Source organism: Sphingomonas sp., assembly GCF_042095875.1.
Classification (GTDB): domain Bacteria; phylum Pseudomonadota; class Alphaproteobacteria; order Sphingomonadales; family Sphingomonadaceae; genus Sphingomonas.
In genome coordinates this window covers 37,819-58,016 of the sequence record NZ_JBELMJ010000014.1, presented here as the reverse complement: position 1 = coordinate 58,016, position 20,198 = coordinate 37,819, and the positions used below count along the sequence as shown (strand labels likewise).

23 protein-coding genes and 1 tRNA gene are annotated in these 20,198 nt (G+C 69.7%); 15 read left to right on the top strand and 9 right to left on the bottom strand.

From position 1 onward, the window contains the following. Positions 1–45: 45 nt before the first annotated feature. Complete coding sequence (locus ACFDS6_RS07205) at positions 46–330, bottom strand: hypothetical protein (protein WP_375271449.1); 285 nt, start codon at positions 328–330, stop codon at positions 46–48. A 268-nt stretch (positions 331–598) separates the two neighbouring features. Here ACFDS6_RS07205 and ACFDS6_RS07200 point away from each other — a divergent pair, with 268 nt between their 5' ends. Next, on the top strand, positions 599–1,654 hold the full coding sequence (locus tag ACFDS6_RS07200) for an endonuclease/exonuclease/phosphatase family protein (protein ID WP_375271448.1): 1,056 nt from the start codon (positions 599–601) through the stop codon (positions 1,652–1,654). Beyond that, positions 1,654–2,163 (top strand): DUF421 domain-containing protein, encoded by a 510-nt coding sequence (locus ACFDS6_RS07195; RefSeq protein ID WP_375271447.1) that lies wholly within the window; start codon positions 1,654–1,656, stop codon positions 2,161–2,163. Before ACFDS6_RS07200 ends, ACFDS6_RS07195 begins: the two co-directional genes overlap by 1 nt. 626 nt (positions 2,164–2,789) lie before the next feature. Here ACFDS6_RS07195 and ACFDS6_RS07190 read toward each other — a convergent pair. Further along, positions 2,790–3,071, bottom strand: a complete 282-nt coding sequence (locus ACFDS6_RS07190) for a DUF427 domain-containing protein (RefSeq protein ID WP_375271446.1) — start codon at positions 3,069–3,071, stop codon at positions 2,790–2,792. Between the two features lie 136 nt (positions 3,072–3,207). Between ACFDS6_RS07190 and ACFDS6_RS07185 the strand changes: the two genes are divergently transcribed. The 3 genes from ACFDS6_RS07185 (at position 3,208) to ACFDS6_RS07175 (ending at position 5,265) form a co-directional block, all read left to right on the top strand. Further along, complete coding sequence (locus ACFDS6_RS07185) at positions 3,208–3,405, top strand: hypothetical protein (RefSeq protein WP_375271445.1); 198 nt, start codon at positions 3,208–3,210, stop codon at positions 3,403–3,405. Beyond that, positions 3,402–4,061 (top strand): UPF0149 family protein, encoded by a 660-nt coding sequence (locus tag ACFDS6_RS07180; protein ID WP_375271444.1) that lies wholly within the window; start codon positions 3,402–3,404, stop codon positions 4,059–4,061. Before ACFDS6_RS07185 ends, ACFDS6_RS07180 begins: the two co-directional genes overlap by 4 nt. A gap of 202 nt (positions 4,062–4,263) precedes the next feature. Beyond that, the gene (locus tag ACFDS6_RS07175; protein ID WP_375271443.1) at positions 4,264–5,265 is read left to right on the top strand and encodes a PQQ-binding-like beta-propeller repeat protein; all 1,002 of its coding nucleotides are present in this window, start codon (positions 4,264–4,266) and stop codon (positions 5,263–5,265) included. Positions 5,266–5,327: 62 nt separating this feature from the next. Here ACFDS6_RS07175 and ACFDS6_RS07170 read toward each other — a convergent pair whose 3' ends face one another. Next, complete coding sequence (locus ACFDS6_RS07170) at positions 5,328–5,699, bottom strand: DUF1622 domain-containing protein (protein ID WP_375271442.1); 372 nt, start codon at positions 5,697–5,699, stop codon at positions 5,328–5,330. A gap of 284 nt (positions 5,700–5,983) precedes the next feature. Beyond that, entirely contained in the window at positions 5,984–6,169 is a 186-nt protein-coding gene (locus ACFDS6_RS07165; RefSeq protein ID WP_375271441.1) for a hypothetical protein, read from the bottom strand. 269 nt (positions 6,170–6,438) lie between these two features. On the opposite strand from ACFDS6_RS07165, the gene ACFDS6_RS07160 reads away from it, so the two are divergent. Then, positions 6,439–6,512, top strand: a tRNA-Gly gene (locus tag ACFDS6_RS07160). A 120-nt stretch (positions 6,513–6,632) separates the two neighbouring features. Here ACFDS6_RS07160 and ACFDS6_RS07155 read toward each other — a convergent pair. Next, the gene (locus ACFDS6_RS07155; RefSeq protein ID WP_375271440.1) at positions 6,633–7,448 is read right to left on the bottom strand and encodes an LD-carboxypeptidase; all 816 of its coding nucleotides are present in this window, start codon (positions 7,446–7,448) and stop codon (positions 6,633–6,635) included. Positions 7,449–7,505: 57 nt separating this feature from the next. On the opposite strand from ACFDS6_RS07155, the gene ACFDS6_RS07150 reads away from it, so the two are divergent. The 9 genes from ACFDS6_RS07150 to ACFDS6_RS07110 all read left to right on the top strand — a co-directional run bounded on the left by ACFDS6_RS07150 (position 7,506) and on the right by ACFDS6_RS07110 (position 15,873). Beyond that, positions 7,506–8,945, top strand: coding sequence for a glutamate ligase domain-containing protein (locus tag ACFDS6_RS07150; protein ID WP_375271439.1), 1,440 nt, complete (start codon positions 7,506–7,508; stop codon positions 8,943–8,945). Positions 8,946–9,008: 63 nt separating this feature from the next. Further along, complete coding sequence (locus ACFDS6_RS07145) at positions 9,009–9,740, top strand: alpha/beta hydrolase (RefSeq protein WP_375271438.1); 732 nt, start codon at positions 9,009–9,011, stop codon at positions 9,738–9,740. Beyond that, entirely contained in the window at positions 9,737–10,474 is a 738-nt protein-coding gene (locus ACFDS6_RS07140; RefSeq protein WP_375271437.1) for a hypothetical protein, read from the top strand. The genes ACFDS6_RS07145 and ACFDS6_RS07140 overlap by 4 nt, the downstream gene beginning before the upstream one ends. Then, positions 10,471–10,923, top strand: coding sequence for a VOC family protein (locus ACFDS6_RS07135; RefSeq protein WP_375271436.1), 453 nt, complete (start codon positions 10,471–10,473; stop codon positions 10,921–10,923). Before ACFDS6_RS07140 ends, ACFDS6_RS07135 begins: the two co-directional genes overlap by 4 nt. A 2-nt stretch (positions 10,924–10,925) precedes the next feature. Further along, positions 10,926–11,675 (top strand): hydroxyacylglutathione hydrolase, encoded by a 750-nt coding sequence (gloB, locus tag ACFDS6_RS07130; protein WP_375271435.1) that lies wholly within the window; start codon positions 10,926–10,928, stop codon positions 11,673–11,675. A gap of 37 nt (positions 11,676–11,712) precedes the next feature. Continuing rightward, the gene (locus ACFDS6_RS07125; protein ID WP_375271434.1) at positions 11,713–12,108 is read left to right on the top strand and encodes a hypothetical protein; all 396 of its coding nucleotides are present in this window, start codon (positions 11,713–11,715) and stop codon (positions 12,106–12,108) included. A 29-nt stretch (positions 12,109–12,137) separates the two neighbouring features. Beyond that, positions 12,138–13,472 (top strand): cystathionine gamma-synthase family protein, encoded by a 1,335-nt coding sequence (locus ACFDS6_RS07120; RefSeq protein WP_375271433.1) that lies wholly within the window; start codon positions 12,138–12,140, stop codon positions 13,470–13,472. Positions 13,473–14,226: 754 nt separating this feature from the next. Continuing rightward, on the top strand, positions 14,227–15,420 hold the full coding sequence (locus ACFDS6_RS07115) for an NAD(P)/FAD-dependent oxidoreductase (RefSeq protein ID WP_375271432.1): 1,194 nt from the start codon (positions 14,227–14,229) through the stop codon (positions 15,418–15,420). Positions 15,421–15,588: 168 nt separating this feature from the next. After that, positions 15,589–15,873 (top strand): GIY-YIG nuclease family protein, encoded by a 285-nt coding sequence (locus tag ACFDS6_RS07110; protein WP_375271431.1) that lies wholly within the window; start codon positions 15,589–15,591, stop codon positions 15,871–15,873. Between the two features lie 102 nt (positions 15,874–15,975). Here ACFDS6_RS07110 and murA read toward each other — a convergent pair whose 3' ends face one another. The 4 genes from murA to ACFDS6_RS07090 form a co-directional block, all read right to left on the bottom strand. Further along, a complete protein-coding gene (gene murA / locus ACFDS6_RS07105) occupies positions 15,976–17,259 on the bottom strand; it encodes a UDP-N-acetylglucosamine 1-carboxyvinyltransferase (protein WP_375271430.1) in 1,284 nt (427 codons plus the stop codon). A 259-nt stretch (positions 17,260–17,518) separates the two neighbouring features. After that, positions 17,519–18,142: a hypothetical protein gene (locus ACFDS6_RS07100; RefSeq protein ID WP_375271429.1), complete on the bottom strand. Its 624-nt coding sequence runs from the start codon at positions 18,140–18,142 to the stop codon at positions 17,519–17,521. Continuing rightward, the gene (locus ACFDS6_RS07095; protein ID WP_375271428.1) at positions 18,142–19,341 is read right to left on the bottom strand and encodes a M48 family metalloprotease; all 1,200 of its coding nucleotides are present in this window, start codon (positions 19,339–19,341) and stop codon (positions 18,142–18,144) included. Before ACFDS6_RS07095 ends, ACFDS6_RS07100 begins: the two co-directional genes overlap by 1 nt. Continuing rightward, a complete protein-coding gene (locus ACFDS6_RS07090; protein ID WP_375271427.1) occupies positions 19,338–20,111 on the bottom strand; it encodes a hypothetical protein in 774 nt (257 codons plus the stop codon). Before ACFDS6_RS07090 ends, ACFDS6_RS07095 begins: the two co-directional genes overlap by 4 nt. Positions 20,112–20,198: the final 87 nt, after the last annotated feature.

The window sequence follows — 20,198 nt, the reverse complement described above, 5'->3', positions numbered from 1 at the left end:
GTGGCGGGTACGGCGACGGATCGCCGCCGTAACCCGCCCCGAAGATCAGCGAACCGCCGCGGCGTTGTTGGCGACGATCGCGTTCTTCTGCTCCGCGGTCATCGCCTCGGCGTTTAGGTCGGCGGCGTCGATCGCGTCGGAGCGGCTCTCGCCCGTCGCGCGGACCTGGTCGGCGCGCTCTTCGAGCGCGTCGGCGCGGCTCTCGAGTGCGTCGGCGCGGTTGTCCGCGGCATCCTCGACGCGCTCGGCGAGCTTGTCGTCGCCGTTTCCGCCACAAGCGGCGAGGGGTGCGAGCAGCAGCGCGCTCAGGATGATCAGTGACGTGCGCATGGAAAATTCCCCGTTCGAGTTTGAGCGGCGCGACGTGCGCGCCCCGCGGCCTAGCACATATCGCGCGCAGGCCAATGTTTCTCGATCATGAATGAAGCCGGCCATCGGATCAGCGGCGCGCGCTGCGACAACCGGATCGTGACCGCACGAGGGTCTGCGCAATCATGGTTGGTGTAACGGTGCGGCCGAGCACGAAGCATTCGCGTTGGAGCGACTCGTTCGAACGAAATGATCCGTCATCTGGCGAGCCGAGGTGTATGGCTAGCCGATGCGCACCATCTTCGCCTGGGTCTTCTCCCTTCTCGCACTCGTCCTGCTCGTCGCGACGCTCCTCAGCCTGATCCACTCCAACCTGTGGTGGATCCAGGCGCTCAACTTTCCCCGGCTGCTGATCCTGGTCGTCATCGGGGTGATCGCGATCGGTGTCGCGGCCACCGTGCCGGTGCGCTGGGGGATAGGCGTCATCGCGATGCTGGCGCTCGCCGCTGGGCTGCAGGCGTGGCGGATGTATCCGTATTTCTGGTTCGCGCCGGTCGAGATGGAAGATGCCGAGGAGGTCGACCGCGGTCTGGGCGCGTCGTGCTTCTCGGTCCTCGGGCTCAACGTCTATCAGCACAACCGCGATTACGTGCCGACCCGGCGGATGATCGAGCGCATGAGGCCCGACATCCTGCTGCTGATGGAAACCGACCGGCGCTGGGTCGACGCGCTGGCACCGTCGCTCGCGCGCTATCGCTCGCGCGTGATGCGGCCGCTGGACAACACCTACGGCATGGTGTTCGCGACCAACCTGCCGGTGCGCGCCGCGGAGACGCGCGACATCACCGACCAGGATACGCCCACGCTCTACGCGCGCCTCGCGACTCGCGACGGCAAGCCGTTCGACTATGTCGGGCTGCACCCGCGCCCGCCGGTGCCGGGCCAGGATACCGACCGGCGCGACCGCAAGATCGAGCGCGCCGCGCTCGCGCTCGCCGACCACGACGTGCCCCGGATGGCGATGGGCGACTTCAACGACGTCGCCTGGTCGCGCACGACCCAGCTGTTCAAGCAGGTCGGCGGCTTCCTCGATCCCCGTATCGGGCGCGGCAGCTACCCGACCTTCCCCGCCGACCACGCATCGCTCGGCTGGCCGCTCGATCAGCTGTTCCTGTCGCCCGCGTTCACCTTCCGGGGCCTGCACGTGCTGGGTAGCGTCGGCTCCGACCATCGCCCGCTCGCCGCGACGATCTGCCTGAGCGGCGCTCCCGCCCGCGCGCGGAACGGCGCCCCCGAAGCTGTAGACCCCCAGGCTCGCGCTACGGCGCGGGCGATGACGGAGTGATGGACACCATGCTGTTCGAGAGCTTCTACGGCCTGCTCCGCCTCCTGATCGTCGGACCGCTCGCCTATTTCCTGCTGATCGCGGTGCTGCGGGTCAGCGGCAAGCGGACGCTCGCCAAGATGAACGCGTTCGATCTGGTCGTCACGGTGGCGCTCGGGTCGACGCTCGCCACGGTGCTGCTGTCCAAGGACGTGGCGCTGGCCGAGGGCATGCTGGCCTTCGTCGTCCTGGCCGCGCTCCAGTTCGCGATCGCCTGGGCGGCGCAGCGTGCGTCGCCGATCGAGGCGGCGATCAAGTCGAAACCGCGCGTGCTGTTGCTCGACGGCGAGATCGACCAGCAGGCGCTGCTCGACGAGCGGGTGACGCAGGAGGAGGTCGCGGCCGCGATCCGCAAGGGCGGCCACGGCGACGTCGGCGCCATGGCTGCCGTCGTGCTGGAAACCGACGGCAGCTTCAGCGTCATTCCGCGCGGCGACGACGGCGATCGATCGGCGTTCCCCGACCGGTGACCGTCGCGGACGCCACGGCGCGGAGTCGATAGATTTCGCTGCCTTGCAGGGCACGTTCCCGGTCGCGCTCCGCTTCCTCGCGAGCGGCCCGCCGTTGATCGACGCCGCGATCCTGACCGTGACAGATCGCGATGTCGCGGTACGTGACCCGTGGGTTAGAAGCGGGCAGGCGATCGGGTCCACCCAGCCGATCAGCGACAGTCCCTCATGCTCGGTTGCGCGCACGATCACTCGTCTCGCAGCGCGCGCATTACGCAGCGCGAATGGTGCTGTCGACCACCTGCCATGCCTCGTCAGACATTGGATGCGCAACGGCGATGGTGCCGGACAGATGCTTGTCGAAGGCGACATGGACTGCGCGAAGGTCGGCTTGCCCGCGACGCGATATGCCGCGACGCCATTTGGTCGGAGTAGTTGCGCCTATCGAGCAACGTCTTTCTCGCGTATATCGCATCTCGACCTCGCAACCGACCCGCATCTCACCACGTACGCCCGGCGAGCTGCCTCTCAACTGCTTGAACGGGCGTCATGGCGGAGGCTGCCGTCTGCCCCGGTAATCCAGGTTGGGTGAGCCGCCAAGTTCATCACGCGGCTTGATCATCAGCCCCGACGCACAGGCGCTAGTCTCATTCGACGGTCACGCCCTTCCAGAAGGCGACACGGCCGCGGATCGTTTCCGCTTCGGGTTTGGGATCGGGATAATACCAGGCGGCGTCGGGATTGTCGGCGTCGTCGACGTGCAGGCCGTAATAATGCGCGGTTCCCTTCCACGGGCAGATGCTGGTCGTGTTGCTTGGTCGCAGCAGTGCCGCGTCGACGCTCTCGATCGGGAAATAATGGTTGCCTTCGACGACGACGGTGTCGTCGCTGCTGGCGATGCGCGAACCGTTCCATCTTGCTTCAACCATGTGCGCCTCCTGTTCACCGGGCAGGTCGGCATCCGCGACGCGCGCGTCAAGCTCATCCGGTGGTCCGGCGCGCTCGTGCCGCACTGCGCCAGTATAAGGCCCTGTCAACCGCCGCCGAGGCTGCTAGCGCGAGATCATGCTCAAGTTCAGAAAAAAGCGCGCCGCCGCGCAGGCCGCTCGCGCGCTCAGCCGGCTCGATGCCATCGAGGCGGCAGTCGCGGCGTTGGGTGATGAAGACCTGCTCGATCTCGCGGACATCTTCGCGGAAGGGAACCCGACCCCGCTTCGCGAGATCGCGGCGGCGGAGATGCAGCGACGGAGCATCGGCCTGTGAAGCGCGCGCCCTCGCGTTTCCGCCGCCTCGACGGCGCGCTGGCCGATCTGCCGGTCGAGGAGCCGATGCTGCTCACCGAGCTGGACGGCTTCCTCACCGGGCTGCTCGTCTGCCCGGAAGCGATCCCATCCGACGAGTGGATGTCGGTCATCTGGGGCGCCGAGACGGACGGCGTCCCGCCCTTCGACGATCCGCTCGACGTGCAGTGGTTCGCCGACGCCGTCGCGGCACGGCGGCACGAGATTGCCCGCGATCTGGGTCGCGGCAGGTTGCGGCCGATCCTCGACATCGATGAACGCAGTGGCGAGGTGCTGTGGGCATATTGGATCGACGGTGTCGCTGCGGCGATGGCGCTGCGACCCGACGCGTGGCAGGCGCTCGCGGCTGACGGCAGGGCGGCCGCGCCGCTGGAGCGCCTCCAGCTGCTGATCGCGGTGGCGCGCGAGGAGAGCGACCTCGACAGCGTGCAGATCAACGCGATCGAGGATGCGGCGGTGGAAGAGATGACGAACGCCGTCCAGCTCCTCTACGCCGCGGGCACGCGCGATGGTGATGTGGCCAAGATCGCGCCGGGACCGGTGACGAGGGCGAAGGTGGGTCGCAACGACCCGTGCCCGTGCGGATCGGGGAAAAAGCAGAAGCATTGCTGTAGCTGACGCGATCCAGCCAAACGTCCTTCCGCCTGATCGCTCCGCACGGGAGCAACTACGACGCCGGGCAACGATCGAGGCGCCGCATCGTTCGTCTGCGTGCGAGGTGCGCGCTGGAGGTTCGGCTTTGACCGTGCGGGCAGCGCGCGATCGAGCGCCGATGGAGAGGGAGCAGATGCCACGTGTTGATCGTCGCCAAGGAATGTGGATGCTCGCCGGCGGGGTCGTCGCGGCAATGGCGGTCGGCGCGCGCGCGGTGGCCCGCACCGTGCCGTCCAGCGGCACGGCTGAAACGCTGGCGCTGGTGGAGAAAGGGGCGGGGTGCGTCGCCTTCTACGCGCTTCCCGGCGGCACTCGGCTGGGCGCGGTGGCGCTGGGCACGCAACCGCACGAGATCGTCGCGGATCGCACCGGGCGCTACGCCTTCGTCGGCCACTACGGCGTGAAGAGCTGGAAGGCGCCGGGTGCCGGCGGCAGCGAAGTCTGGGTGGTAGATCTCGCGCAGCAAACGCTCGCCCGGACGATCGATCTCGCGCCGTTCGGGCGCCTGCACGCGGTGCGGGTCGATGATCGCGGCCGGCTGTACGTGCTGTCGGAGAAGGACAGCATGCTGATCCGCTTCGACGACCCGGTGCGCGACGAGGCGCCGTCGCGGCTGATCCCGGTCGGCGGCGCGCGCAGCCATTATCTGGTCGTACGCCGCGACGGCGCGCGCGCCTACGTCGCCGACACGCTGAGCGGCGCGGTGATCATGGTCGATCCCGACAACATGGAGGTGCTGCCGCGGCGCAAGCGGATCGGCACCGCGCCCGAGGGGATGACACTCAGCCGCGACGAGCGGACGCTCTACGTCATCGACCGGCCGAGCGGGACGATCCACGCGCTCGACGCCGCGACGCTGGAGGAGCGGGGGCGTCGCACGATGCGCGGCGAGGCGGTCCGCGTCGTGACGCAGGCGGACGGCCGTCTGATCGTCTCGAACCTTGCCGACAAGAGCCTGTCGCGGCTCGATCCCGTCACGCTCGCCGAGGAGGGGCGGCTGCCGCTCGGCACGGGTGCGCCCGGCCTGAACCTCGCCGACGACACGCTCTACGCGTCGCTGGAGGATGACCGCGTGGCGATCGTCGACCTGCGCGCCTGGAAGGTCACGGGGCGGTTCGCGACGGGTGTCGCACCGGACGCGGCGGTGATTGTCCGGTCGCCGCGATGACCTGAAATCATATGGTCGAGCGGGGCGTGACTACGAACCGGCGGCTGATATCCGCCGACGGATCAGCGCGACGGCTCGCCCGGTCGGGGCTTCTGCCACGGCCAGCGACCTTCGATCTCGACCTCCAGCGAGAAGCTGAGGAACGTTCGGATCAGCACGATTCCGGCGAGCACGATCAGGCTCTGCACCGTGGGTTCGATAGCGACCGTGTTGATGATGTCGGCGGCGACGAGAAATTCGAGCCCGAGGAGGATCGATCGGCCGAGGCTGGAACGGAAAGCCGCCATGAGGGGGGTGAGGTCGGCGCCGCGCCGGAGAAGGCGTGAGAGGAAGACTGCCAGCGACCCGAACGCGCCGACGACGATGATCGCCGTGCCCGCGATCTCCACCACGCGGGTGACCAGGTGAATCCAATAGGCTTCGCTGTCGATCACGGTCGCTCCTTCATGTCGTGCCGATCGCCTTCGGCGGGTGTCTGCCGGGAACGGCTGCGGGTCTGCCGCTCGGATGCTGAGCTTTGATCACCACCGACGGCAAATTCTCGCTCATCGCGTGCCGACATCTTCCCGGTCTACGGAAGCGCATCCGGGCTGCTGACGTTCCTCCCCCCGATCCGGCGCTGCACGCGAGTGGGCGAGCGCTGTTCATGTCTCGTACGCGGGCGCTCCGACGATTCGATGCGACAGGAAATAGCCGCCGAGCGGTCGCGATTGGATTTTCAGATCGCGTCGTTGGTGGCGCGTGTGGGGAGACGGTAGCGCTCCTTCGTCTCGGGCAGTGTCGTGTCGATCGCCTTGCGCTCGGTCAGGTCGCGGGTGACGGTGGCGAAATGGGTGCTCGCGCCGTCCGCGTCGCGGATGGGGAAAAGATTGTAGAGGACTGGCACGTGTCGCCGAAGCGGCAAATGGCCACCTTGCCCTCCCAATAGCCGTCGCGCACCGCATTGGGCAGGGCTTGCGTTGCGATCAAATCGCGATGTTCGGACGGCAAATAGCCGAGCAGGTCGGTCGCGCACGCCGCCTCCAGCGAAAGGAGGCCGACCATCTCGCGCATCCGTATCTTTACGCGTATTGACGGCAGTATGATGCTCATGGCAATGCCAGCCCGACTGGTTGCCATTCCGACGACAAATAGGGGTGGGAGGCGGCCATTTCAGCGCCGAGTTGCTGAAATGCGGGTGTAGCTCAATGGTAGAGCAGAAGCTTCCCAAGCTTACGACGAGGGTTCGATTCCCTTCACCCGCTCCATTCTCGAACAGCCGTTTGCCGCCGATCATCGTCCCAGCCTGCTAGGTGCTGCGAGGCAGATCAAGCGGGATAATAGATTCCACGGCCGCGACTCGGCAGCGATAAGCTTCGCACACTGCCTCAGGCAACGCCGAACGGCACCACCCGATTGGTCTGCGTATGCCCGATCTCGGCACGGCCGAGGAACGGCACGTGCATGTCCCGGCACCAGCGTTCCATCATTTGCTCCAGCGTTTCGCCCCAGTCGGGTTCGTTGGGCTTGACCGCGGTGACCGCGCCGAGCCGCACGCCGGCGATCCCGCGCAACTGGGTCGCGTTGGCCATGGTGAACAGCATCCGGTCGATCGCGTACATTGCCTCCGAGACTTCCTCGACGATCAGCACGTGGTCGGCGAGGTCGGGCAGGTAGGGCGAGCCGATCAGCGCGGAGAGGATCGACAGGTTGAACGCGGCGGACGGGTGCCCCGCCAGCCCGGGTTCGAGCGCGATTCGGTCGCGCCTGGCCATCCAGCCGAGCGAGCGCGCGACCGTCTCGTCGCCACCCTTGCGGCGGATATCGCTCGCCATCGGCCCGTGCACCGGATGCCCGATGCGCCGCGCGTAGAGCGCGCCGAGCAGGAAGCCGACGTCGGAATAGCCTAGATACGTCTTCGCGCGCGCGGCGTCGTTCAACCGCGGCATCGCCTCGGCGAGGATGCGGTTCGCGCCATAGCCGCCGCGCACGAACCAGACGGCCGCCATCGTCGGGTCGTTGGCATACTCGACGAAGGCGGCGGCGCGCACCGCGTCGGATCCGGCGAAATGGCCGTCCTGCGCGAACGCGCTCGGATGAAAGACGAGGTCGACCTCCGGAAAGGCGATCGCCGCCAGCGCGGAGACGGGAGCGACCACGTCCGGATTGGCGACGCTGGAGGCCGCTACGACGCCGATCCGCATGTTCTCGTCCGCTCCCCGGCTTGCCCCAATCAACCGGAGCGCCGATAGCGCGTTGCTATGCGAGACGGCAATGCAGGTCCAGGCGACACCATCGATGCGGTGCGCGGCAAACGCTTCTTCCTGGTCGGCATCGGCGGGTCGGGGATGATGCCGCTCGCGATGATCCTCGCTGAGCGCGGCGCGGTGGTCGCGGGCTCGGACCGCGGGCTCGATCAAGGGCGCGTGCCCGCGAAGTTCGACGCGCTGCGCGCGCTGGGAATCGAGCTGTTCGCACAGGACGGCAGCGGCATCGTGTCCGCGGAGCAGATCGTCGTCGCCTCGGCCGCGGTCGAGGACACGGTCGCCGACATGGTCGCGGCGGCGCGCGTCGGCTGCGCGCGGATGACGCGGGCGGAACTCAACGCGGCTTTGTTCAACGCCGCGCCGCTCGGCATCGGTGTCGCGGGCACCAGCGGGAAGTCGACCGTCACCGGCATGATCGCGGCGATCCTGCACAAGACCGGCGGCGACCCGACCGTGATGAACGGCGCGGTGATGAAGGATTTCGCGCGTGCCGACCGCCCGTTCGCCAGCGCGCTGGTCGGTGCGGGTGAGGCGTACGTCAGCGAGGTGGACGAGAGCGACGGATCGATCGCGCTCTATCGCCCGCGCGTCGCGGTGCTCAACAACGTCAGCCTCGACCACAAGGCGCTGGACGAGCTCAACCGCTTGTTCGGCAATTTCATCGCCCACGCGCGCCACGCGGTGGTCAACGCCGACAACACCGACGCGGCCGCGCTCGCGATGACGCTGCCCGCGGCAAGGGTGACGCGCTTCTCGGTCGAGGGCGCAGGTGATCTGGTCGCGCGCGACTTGGATGAGGCGCCGTTCGGGATCGCGTTCACGCTGCATCACGATGGCGGCGCGGTGCCGGTCCGCTTGCAGGTGCCGGGGCGGCACAACGTGTCCAATGCGCTCGCGGCGCTCGGCGCGGTGCGCGCGGCGGGGGTGCCGCTGGCGGAGGCGGTCGCGGCGCTGGAGCGGTTCACCGGGCTCAGGCGTCGCTTCGACCTGGTCGGCGAGGCCGCGGGCGTGTCGGTCATCGACGATTTCGGGCACAATCCGGACAAGATCGCCGCGACGCTCGACACGCTGCACGCCTTTCCGGGGCGGTTACTGGTGCTCTTCCAGCCGCACGGTTTCGGGCCGCTCAAGGTGATGAGCCGCGAACTCGTCGCGACCTTCGCGCGCGCGCTAGCGGCGGACGACCTGCTCGTCATGCCCGACCCCGTCTACCACGGCGGCACGACCAGCCGCGAGGTGACGAGCGCCGACATCGTCCGCGACGTGACGCTCGGCGGTCGTGCCGCGCTGCACATGCCCGATCGCGCGGCGGCGGCGGCGCATCTGGTCGCAGAGGCGAGGGCGGGCGACCGCATCGTCGTGATGGGCGCGCGCGACGACACGCTGAGCCTGCTCGCGGCCGAGATGGTGGAGTCGCTGGCACGGCGCGACTGAGCGTTCGATCGCCGCGGCAGCCGTGTTTTGCGCGAGGGTGCGCGCGCCGCTATGGCAGCGGGCATGCCGGACACTCCCCACCACGCGCCCGAGCGGCCGCGCCTCGCCTACCACCTGACCGAGGGGCGCGGGCCCGCGATCGTGTTCCTGCCGGGCTACGCGTCCGACATGTCCGGCACCAAGGCAGTCGCGCTGGAGGCCTGGGCGAAGGCGAACGGTCGCGCCTTCCTGCGCTTCGACTATGCCGGCTGCGGCGCGTCGGAGGGGAAGTTCGAGGAACAGAGCCTCGCCGACTGGCGCGACGACGCGCTGGCGATGATCGACGATGCGGTGGAAGGGCCAGCGGTGCTGGTCGGGTCGTCGATGGGCGGGTGGATCATGCTGCTCGCGGCCAAGGCGCGGCCCGAGCGCGTCCACGCGCTGGTCGGCATCGCGCCCGCGCCCGACTTCACCGATTGGGGCTTCTCGTCGGACGAGAAGATGTACCTGCTCCAGCACGGGCGGCTCGAGCGCCCCAACCCCTACGGCCCCGAGCCGACCGTCTACACGCGGCGGTTCTGGCAGTCGGGCGAGGCCAACCGGCTGATGTTCGGCGAGATCGGCATCACCTGCCCGGTGCGGTTCCTGCAGGGGCAGAAGGACACGGACGTACCGTGGCACCGCACCTGCCGCCTGGCCGAGATGCTGGCATCGAGCGACGTGCAGACGTGGCTGGTCAAGGACGGCGACCACCGCCTGTCGCGCGACGGCGACGTCGCGCTGCTGATCCGCGCGGTCGAGGACGTGCTGCCGTGATCCTCCTGCTCGTCGCCGCGCTCGCCGCGCAAGCCGCGGGCAGGCCCCCAACGTCGCCTGCGGAGCAGCTCGAGGCCTGCGTCGCGCAGGCGCAGCGCGACCCAGCCGGGGCGGAGCAGGTCGCGCGCACGCTCGGCCGCGCGGGCGAGGCGTGCCGCGGCGTGGCGCTCGCGGGGCAGGACGATTACGCCGGCGCGGCAACCGCCTTCACAGCGGCGGCGCGCAATGCCGAGCTGGCGAAGGAGGTGCGCGCGGCGGATTACTGGGCGCAGGCGGGGAATGCGTGGCTGGCGGCGGGCGACGCGGCCAAGGCGCGCGCGGCGCTCGACGCGGCGCTGGCCGCGGGGACGCTGACCGCCCTGAACCGCGGCGAGGCGTATCTCGACCGCGCGCGCGCGCTGGTCGCGACCGGCGACCTGAAGGCGGCGCGCGTCGACCTCGACCTGGCGGTGAAGGACGCGGCCGACGATCCGCTCGCCTGGCTGCTGTCGGCGACGCTGGCCAGGCGGATGGGCGACCTGCCGCGCGCGAAACTCGACATCGCGCAGGCGCTGCGGCGCTCGGCCGACGACGCGTCGGTGCAGCTGGAGGCGGGCAACATCGCCGCGGCGGGCGGCGAGGCGGAGCGCGCGCGGGCGGCGTGGACGCAAGCTGCGCGGCTGGCACCCGATGCGCCTGCCGGGCGTTCAGCCGCCAACGCACTCACGCAGTTCGCAGGAGACCCGAAGCAGTGAAATACCTCCACACGATGATCCGCGTCGCCGATCCGGACAAGACGATCGCCTTCTTCGAGGTGCTGGGCCTAAAGGAAGTGCGCCGGATGGAGAATGAGGCGGGTCGCTTCACGCTGATCTTCCTCGCGACGCCAGAGGACATGAACGCGCCCGGCGAGCGCGCCCGTGCCGAGGTCGAGCTGACCTATAACTGGCCGAAGGAGGGCGAGGCGCCAGAGGAGTATAGCGGCGGGCGCAACTTCGGCCATTTGGCCTATCACGTCGACGACATCTACGAGACGTGCCAGCGGGTGCAGGACGCGGGGCACATCGTCCACCGCCCCCCGCGCGACGGGCACATGGCGTTCGTGAAGTCGCCCGACGGCATCTCGATTGAGCTGCTGCAGGAAGGCGGGGCGAAGGAGCCGGCCGAGCCGTGGAAGTCGATGCCCAACACCGGGAGCTGGTGAGGGTGGCCGGGTCGCCTGCGCGCGGTCTGGAGATCGTCCGCGTTCCCGTCCTGTCGGATAATTATTCGTGGCTGGTCCACGATGCCGACAGCGGCGCGACGATCGTGGTCGACCCGGGCGAGGCGCAGCCGGTGCTCGACGCCGCCGCCGCGCGCGGCTGGACGATCGGCGCGATCTGGACGACGCACTGGCACCCCGATCACGTCGGCGGCAACGCGGCCGTCGTCGCGGCGACCGGCGCGACGGTGATCGGCCCCGAGGCGGAGCGCGCCAAGATCGGCGCGCTCGACCGCGGCGTGGGGGAGGGCGACACGGTGTCGATCGGCGCGCACGAGGCGCGCGTGATGCACGTGCCCGGCCACACGTCGGGGCACATCGCCTTTCACATGGCCGACGACGCCGCGATCTTCACCGGCGACACGCTGTTCGCGCTGGGATGCGGCCGGTTGTTCGAGGGCAGCCCCGAGCAGATGTTCGACAATTTCCGCCGCTACGCCGACCTGGCCGGTGAGACGCGCGTCTATTGCGGGCACGAGTATACGCAGTCGAACGGCCGCTTCGCGCTGTCGATCGACCGCGACAACGAGGCGCTGGTCGCGCGGATAGCCGACGTCGACCGGTTGCGCGCCGGCGGCGAACCGACCGTGCCGACGACGATCGCCGAGGAGCGGGCGACCAACCCGTTCATGCGCGCCGCGGACGCCGCCGAATTCAAGCGGTTGCGCGAGGCGAAGGATTCTTTTCGCGGCTAGCTGCGTTCAGCAGCTATCGGAATGAGGAGTGGATGCGATGCGCAAATTGCCGTTGATGCTGCTGGTCGCGGGTGTCGGGCTGGGCGCGGGTGGCGCGGCGCTCGCCAAGCGCGACACGCCCGAGCTGGCGTACCGGAAACTGATCGCGGGCAAGGTGGCGGGCAAGCCGCAATCGTGCATCGACACGCGCTTCCGCCAGCCGCAGTTGAGCGCCTACGGCAACAAGCTGATCTACCGGGTCAGCGACAAATTGGTCTACGTCAACGAGACCAACGGCGGGTGCCAGGGCGTCGCGCGGGGTGACGCGCTGATCTCGCGCCGGTATCAGACCCGCGCGTGCAGCGGCGATATCGCGCAAACCGTGCAATTGCCGCCCAACGTCCCGACGGGCAGCTGCGCGCTGGGCATGTTCACGCCCTATACCAAGCCCTGAGCGGTTCGCCGCCACGAGAGAGGAAACGAATGCCCGACCAGACCGAAGCCGACATGACCGGCGTCGAACAGCGCATCAGCCCCAAGCCGGAGGTGGATGCGATCGGCGGGCGCACGCTCAAGCCCGCGACGCTGATGATGGGGCACGGCTACGATCCCGCTCTGTCGGAAGGCTCGCTCAAGCCGCCGGTGTTCCTGACCTCGACCTTCGTGTTCCCCAACGCGGCGGCGGGCAAGCGGCATTTCGAGGGCGTGACCGGCAAGCGTCCGGGCGGGGCCGAGGGGCTGGTCTACTCGCGCTTCAACGGCCCGAACCAGGAGATATTGGAGGACCGGCTCGGCATCTGGGAGGGGGCGGAGGACGCGCTCGCCTTCTCCAGCGGCATGTCGGCGATCGCGACCCTGTTCCTGTCGATGGTCAAGCCGGGCGACACGATCGTCCACTCGGGACCGCTCTACGCCGCGACCGAGACGCTGATCGCGCGCGTGCTGGGCAAGTTCGGCATCAACTGGCTCGACTTCCCGGCGGGCGCGACGCGCGAGGAGATCGACGCCGTCATGCAGAAGGCGGCGGACGCGGGCCACGTCGCGCTGATCTACCTCGAGAGCCCGGCCAACCCGACTAACGCGCTGGTCGACGTCGAGGTGGTGGCGGCGAGCCGCGACGCGGTGTTCGCCGACCACGAGAGCAAGCCGCCGATCGCGATCGACAACACGTTCCTGGGGCCGCTCTGGTCGCAACCGCTCAAGCACGGCGCCGACATCGTCGTCTACTCGCTGACCAAGTACGCCGGCGGCCACTCCGACCTCGTCGCGGGTGGCGTGCTGGGGTCGAAGGAGCAGATCAACACGATCCGCGCGATGCGCAACACGATCGGCACGATCTGCGACCCCAACACCGCGTGGATGCTGCTGCGCAGCCTGGAGACGCTTGAACTCAGGATGAGCCGCGCGGGCGAGAATGCGGCCAAGGTGTGCACCTGGCTGCGCGACCAGCCGCAGGTCGAGCGCGTCGGATATCTGGGCTTCCTGGCCGAGGGCAGCACCGAAGGCGCGGAGGGGCGGCAGGCCGACATCTATCGCCGCAACTGCACCGGCGGCGGCTCGACCTTTTCGCTGTACCTCAAGGGCGGCGAGGCGGAGGCGTTCCGCTTCCTCGACGCGCTCAAGATCGCCAAGCTGGCGGTGTCGCTCGGCGGGACCGAGACGCTGGCGAGCCACCCGGCGGGCATGACGCACCTGTCGGTCGCCGACGCGCGCAAGCAGGCGCTGGGCATCACCGACAACCTCGTGCGCATCTCGATCGGGGTCGAGGACGCCGACGACCTGATCGCCGACTTCGAGCAGGCGCTGGCGGCGATCTGAACTGCGGCGCGGTCGCCGCTGCGTTCCGAAACCGGCGCGCGGCGGCGACCCGATCGTTCTGCCGCGCGGGGCGTGCGGCGACGCGAACGTGCCGCGCGCGACACGGAAGGTGAGGCGAAGGTCACGCCAACGCGCGCGGTCGCGAGCGGGGTTGGACTCGCCGGGGCCGACGACGCGGGTCGGAAGGTGAGGCCAACGCGCGCCGTGGCGAGCGGGGGTTAGCCTCACCGGGGCTGACGACGCGGGCCGGAAGGTGAGGCAAAGGTGAGGCCAACGCGCGCCGTGGCGAGCGGGAGTAGCTTCGCCGGAGCCGACGGCGCGGGCCGGAAGGTGAGGCAAAGGCGAGGCCAATGCGCTGCCCGACCGGGGGCAGGTCGGGGTGGCGCGCAATTGCTTGATTGATAATGTGAAAGAGCCTGGACGCGCGGCGCTACAGCATCGCCCGAGTGTAGGACAGCGCGACTGGCGCGCGCGACGTGGTGGCTGGGCAGGGGACGCTCGTCCCGCAGAGCGACGATGCGGCGAAGGGCTTGGTGCTTCGGTGTGAAGCCGGAGCAATCCTCTTCCTGCTACCTCGTCATCCCGGACTTGGTCCGGGATCCCGCTGCCTTCTCCTGCTTCGTCTAAGAAGCGGGACCCCGGATCAGGTCCGGGGTGACGGAGAATGTGCGTCGGCTGGTGTGAACATGCGGCGCGGCCGGGCCGGGCGGATCGTCGCTCGCGCCGCGGCGCGATGTGTGGCAGGCGGCGCGTCATGGAACAGTTCGATGCGATCGTGCTCGGCGCCGGCGGCGCGGGGCTGATGTGCGCCGCGGTCGCGGGGCAGCGCGGGCGGCGCGTCGTCGTGCTCGACCACGGCACCGAGCCGGGTCGCAAGATCGTCATCTCGGGCGGCGGGCGGTGCAATTTCACCAACCGCGAGGCGATCCCCGAGCGCTACGTCTCGGCCAACCCGCATTTCGCCAAGTCCGCGCTCGGCCGCTACACCGCGCAGGATTTCCTCGAGTTGGTCGAGCGGCACGGGATCGCGTGGCACGAGAAGACGCTGGGGCAATTGTTCTGCGACGGATCGGCCAGGCAGATCGTCGCGATGCTGCTGGACGAGTGCGACAAGGGGCAGGTGACGCTCAGGCTCGGCGGCGAGATCGGCGAGATCGCGCACGCCGACGCGCGTTACACGGTCGAGCACGACGGGCGGCGCTACACGGCACCGTCGCTGGTGATCGCGACCGGCGGGCCGTCGATCCCCAAGCTGGGCGCGACCGGCTTCGCCTACGACCTCGCGCGGCGCTTCGGGTTGAAGGTGGTCGAGCCGCGCCCCGCGCTGGTGCCGCTGACGCTGCCGGGCGAGCAGGCGCTGTTCCGCGCGCTGTCGGGCGTCGCGACGCCGGTGGTCGCCGCGTCGCGCCCGGCGAAGGGCAAGGACGGCGCGGGACGCGGCGCCTCGTTCGCGGAGGCGGCGCTGTTCACGCACAAGGGGTTGAGCGGCCCCGCGATCCTGCAGGTATCGTCCTACTGGCGCTCTGGCGAAGCGGTGGCGATCGACCTAGTGCCGGGCGCGGCGCCGGGCTGGCTGCGCGCGGCGAAGCGCGCGCGCCCGCGCGCGACGCTCGCCGCCGCACTGCCGCTGCCGGGACGATTGGGCGACGCGCTGGCCGAGGTGATCGGGGTCGGCGAACTGGGCAGTGCCACCGACCGCGCGCTGGAGGATGCCGAGCGCCGGCTGGCCGACTGGCAATTTCACCCGAACGGCACCGAAGGGTTCGCCAAGGCCGAGGTGACCGTCGGCGGCATCGCGACCGCCGGCCTGTCGTCCAAGACGATGGAAGCGCGCCACCTGCCCGGCCTGTTCGCGATCGGCGAGGCGGTGGACGTCACCGGCTGGCTCGGCGGGTATAATTTCCAATGGGCCTGGGCGAGCGGCTGGGCCGCGGCGCAGGCGGTGTGAGTGAGGGGGGGCTGGCGAGATGAGAGAGGCTGGCGATTGTTGAGGATGCCCCAAGTAGGAGAGAAGAAGCGGGATTCCGGCTCAAGGCCGGGATGACTGGGGTGAGGTTCCACAACTTCTCGTCGCCCCGGGCTTGACCCGGGGTCCCGCTTCTTCTCTCCTGCGCCGATGGATGAGCGCGGCGGGTGGGTTTACATCATGGCCGACCGGTATCGTGGGACCATGTACGTCGGTGTGACGGCCGATTTGGCGGCGAGGTTTGCGCAGCATCGTGCCGGTGCGGGGTCGGACTTCTGCGCGCGTTACGGAGTGCGCCGGCTGGTGTGGGCGGAGCGCGGTGCGAGGATGCTCGACTGCATCGCGCATGAGAAGCGGTGGGCGCGGGCGTGGAGGTTCGATCTGATCGAGCGTGGTAATCCGGCGTGGGAGGACCTGTACGAGCGGATCGGGTGATGGTGGCGGCGTGAGAAGAAGCGGGATCCCGGGTCGAGCCCGGGATGACGAGAGAGGAATGGAAGCTAGATTCTCGTGCGTCGGGCGCTGCTTCCTAGCGCCTCACCCGTCGCCGGCGCGCTCGATGTCGGCGCCGACCGCGGAGAGCTTCTCCTCCAGCCGCTCGTAGCCGCGGTCGAGGTGGTAGATGCGGCTGACCTGCGTCTCGCCGTCCGCGACCAGGCCGGCGATGATCAGGCTCATCGAGGCGCGCAGGTCGGTCGCCATGACGGGCGCGCCGACGAGGCGGTCGACGCCCTGGACCACCGCGGTGCGGCCGCGGACCTGGATGTCGGCGCCCATCCGCGCCAGCTCCGGCACGTGCATGTAGCGGTTCTCGAAGATCGTCTCGGTCAGCACGCTGGCACCGTCGGCGCGGCACAGCATCGCCATGAACTGCGCCTGCATGTCGGTGGCGAAGCCGGGGAAGGGCGCGGTGGTGATGTTGAGCGGGCGCAGGCGATTGGGCGCGACGACGCGGATCGTGCCGCGGCCCGTCTCGACCTCGACGCCCGCCTCGCGCAGCGCGTCGAGCGTCGCGCCCATTTCGTCCGCGCCGATGTTGGTCAGCGTCACGTCGCCGCCGGTGATCGCGGCGGCGCAGGCGTAGCTGCCCGCCTCGATCCGGTCGGGCATGACCGAGTAGGTCGCGCCGTGGAGCTCGCGCACGCCCTCGATCTCCAGCGTCTCGGTGCCGATCCCCTCGATCTGCGCGCCCATCGCGACGAGGCAGCGGCACAGGTCGACGATCTCGGGCTCGCGCGCGGCATTCTCGATCCGCGTCGGGCCGCTGGCGGTGACCGCGGCCATGACGACGTTCTCGGTCGCGCCGACCGAGACAACGGGGAAGCGGTACACGCCGCCCGACAGGCGTCCGCCCGGCGCCGACGCGGTGACGTAGCCCGCGCTCATCTCCAGCTTGGCGCCGATCGCCTCCAGCGCCTTCAGGTGCAGGTCGATCGGGCGGTTGCCGATCGCGCAGCCGCCGGGCAGCGACACGCGCGCCTCGCCCGCGCGCGCGAGGATGGGGCCGAGCACCAGGATCGAGGCGCGCATCTTGCGCACGATATCGTAGGGGGCCTCCGCGCTGGTCAGCTGCCCGGCGCGGATCGTCATCACGCGGCCGAACTCGTCGGGGCGCGAGCCCTCAATCCGAGTCGAGGCGCCGAGTTGGTTGAGCAGGTGGCCGAAGCCGTCGACGTCGGCGAGCCGCGGCAGGTTGCGCAGCGTCAGCGGCTCGTCGGTCAGGATCGCGCACGGCATCAGCGTGAGCGCGGCGTTCTTCGCGCCCGAGATGGGCAGCGTGCCCGACAGGCGATTGCCGCCGCGAATAAGGATACGGTCCATGACGGCGCGCTTACCGCGTGCAGGTGCCGCCGCCAAGCCGGTCGCGCGGGCAGCGCGCGCGCGCGACCCGCGAAATCCGGGGCGGGCCAGGCGCGCCCGATCGACGCGAGGCTACAACGGCGTATCGTCGGTGGTCACCCGGTTGTGAGGGCGCGCGATTCGTTCAAACAGACGTGCGGGGCGGTCGGACGTGTCGCTGTTTGTCGATCATGCCCTAGCGCCAACGCGGCGGGTGGTCAGCCTCGCCGCGCGTGGCCGGTCACGAGCGTGCGGGAGGGGCGGCGAGTGTCGCGGCGTCGGTCAGCGCGCGGAAGTCGGCGATCGAGCGCTCGAAATAATGCAGCCGCGGCGCGCTGAACGTCGCCATGTAGAGCTTGCCCCCGATCAGCGCCGCGCGCCCCTCGCCCAGCCGCCCCAGCCCATCCTGGTCGACGTAGTCGAAGGTGAAGCGGATACCCTCCTGGCCCAGGAAGCGATCAGGTTTCGCGCCCGTGATCGTGAAGGTCGCGATCTCCTTGCTCGCGCGATAGGTGCCCTCCAGCAGCTCGGGCACCTCGACCAGCAACGTCTCGCGCGTGAACTTGGGCAGCGGCTTGCGCTTCTTGCTCACCTCGCGGATCAGCGGCTTGCCCGGCTCGATCCCGGCGAAGAAGGTCACGTCGTTCAGATTCTCGCCGTCGAGCGTCCACAATTCGGTGTTCTTGCCCGGCGCAAAGGCGAGGCGGTTCCAGTCGCGCGACGGCGTGACGGTGAGCGTCGTGTCGGCGATAACAGCGGGCTTGCCCTGCTCGCGCAGCGCATTGCCCGCGATGCCGGGCGAGGCGAGCAGCGCGGAGGCGGCGAGCGTCGCCGCGAGGGTAAGGGTGCGAAGCGCGGGCCGCATCAATTCTCTCCCTTGGTCAGCATCGTGATCATCGCCGCGTCCGGCGCGTCGGGGCGTAGCGCCAGGTAGCGGCCGAGCGCCGCGCGCCCCTCGGCCGGGCGCGCGGTCTTGAGCAGCGAGAGCCCCAGCCCGCGCTGCGCCTCGGGGAGCGCCGGGTCGAGCGCCGCGGCATTGGCGTAGAACTCGCCCGCCGCGACCAGGTCGCGCGGGTTGCCGCGCACGCGGTACAGGTCGCCGCGCGCGAGCCACAGCGGTGCGGTCCAGCCGTCCGCCGCTAGGCTCGTGATGATATGCTCGCTGGCGCCGAAATCGTTGAGCTTGATCTGATCGTCGAGAAACAGCGGCATCCAGCGCGCCATCGCCTCACGGTAGCGCGCCGCGCCGTCGTCGCGTGCGGCACCGTCGGGTGCGGCGAGGTCGCCCAGATAGGCGGCGCGCTCCGCGTCGGGCGGGTGCGAGGCGGTGAAGGCGATCGCGTCGAAGCGCGGCTTCTTCAGCCCGCGCGCACTCGCCGACGCTTCGGCCTCCGCCATGACGTTGCGCCACACCTGCGCCGCCGCCTGCGGGCGCAGCGTGCTGGCGTTCAGATAGCCGAGCCCGAGCAGGTCGGCCTCGCGCTCGTTGTCGCGCTGGTAGCGGTACAGCCCGCCGTAGATCGACATCTGCACGCTGTTGAAGCTCGACTGCGCCTGGTAGCTGCCCGACATGGCGGTCAGCACGCCCGCCCAGCTGAGCAGGTCGGAGCCGCTGCGCTGCGCCTTGAAGCCGGCGAGGCTGTGGCGGCGCTCGAAATGGCCGAATTCGTGCCCCAGCACGGCGGCGAGCTCGGCCTCGCTGCGCATCCGGAGCAGCAGCCCGGTGAAGACGCGCATGGTGCCGTTGGGCGACATGGTGGCGTTGAAGACGGGCGTGCGCAGGATGTAGATGCGCGCCGCCTTGCAGCGATCGGCGCCGACCGCGCTGCACAGGGTTTCACGGACGTAGCCGTTCAGCGCCTCGTCGCGGAGCACCAGCGGCGCGTTCGCCAGCCGGCGCTCGTCCTCGTCGGCGTCGCGCCACATGCCGATCTCGTCGGTGCCCTGCGGCTGGTACGCGCCGGCGTAGGGAGGGGGCGGGGGTGCGACGACCGCGCGCGGCGCCGCGCTGGCGGAGGCCGCGGCGATCGTTGCCAGCGCGGCGAGCGACAGTCGCCGCTTCACGGCTTCGCCGCCGCGACTGCGGTGGCGGCGGGCTCGAGCCGGCTGCCGGGCAGTCCTTCGAGCAATTGACCGACGCGCTTGTCCGCGCCCTCGGCGGTGCGCACGTCGCCGCCCATCGCGCCGTCGGCGTTCAGCCACAGCACGTCGCCGGTCTTCAGGTCGATCAGCCCCGCGTAGCCGGCGTGCTCGCCCGACTTCACCGCGATGCCCGGCCCCAGCAGCGCCACCATCTGCAGCAGCTTGCGTCCCGTCGAGCCGTAGGCGTCCTTGTTGTAGATGAACAATGCGTAGTCGGCGTCCTTCGCGCCGGGCAGTGCGGCAACGCCGGGGCCGAGCGACCAGTCGAACACCTCCGCCTTGTTGTCGCGCTTCTTGGTCGGCAGGCGGTTGCCCGGGAAGAACTGGTACGCGATCACCGACTGCGACAGCGAGGCGAACAGCGCGGCATATTCGTCGGCGAGCCGCGCGTCGGCGCCGTAGCTCTCCGGCGCGACGACGATGCGGTTGCCGATCCTGCCCTGAATCTTGCTGAGCGCGGCGTCGATGTTCTTGCGCGACTGGTCGGTCCACTCGCCGTTGGGCTCGAACATGCCGCCGGTCGACTGCGCGCCGACGCGCACGGTCGGGCGCAGCAGCAGGATCGTCTTGTTGGTGGCGGCGGCGGGATCGAAGCCCTTCCGAACCGCGGTACGCTCCTGCGCGGTCGCGGCCGGTGCGGTGACGACCATGGCGCTGGCCAGCACGGCCACCAGCAGCTTCGCGAGCGTCATTGTTCCTCCCCCATTTACATCGACCCCCCGATCGACCGCGCGAGTGTGCACGCGCCACGCCGCACAGCAACTGCATTTTCTTACAGG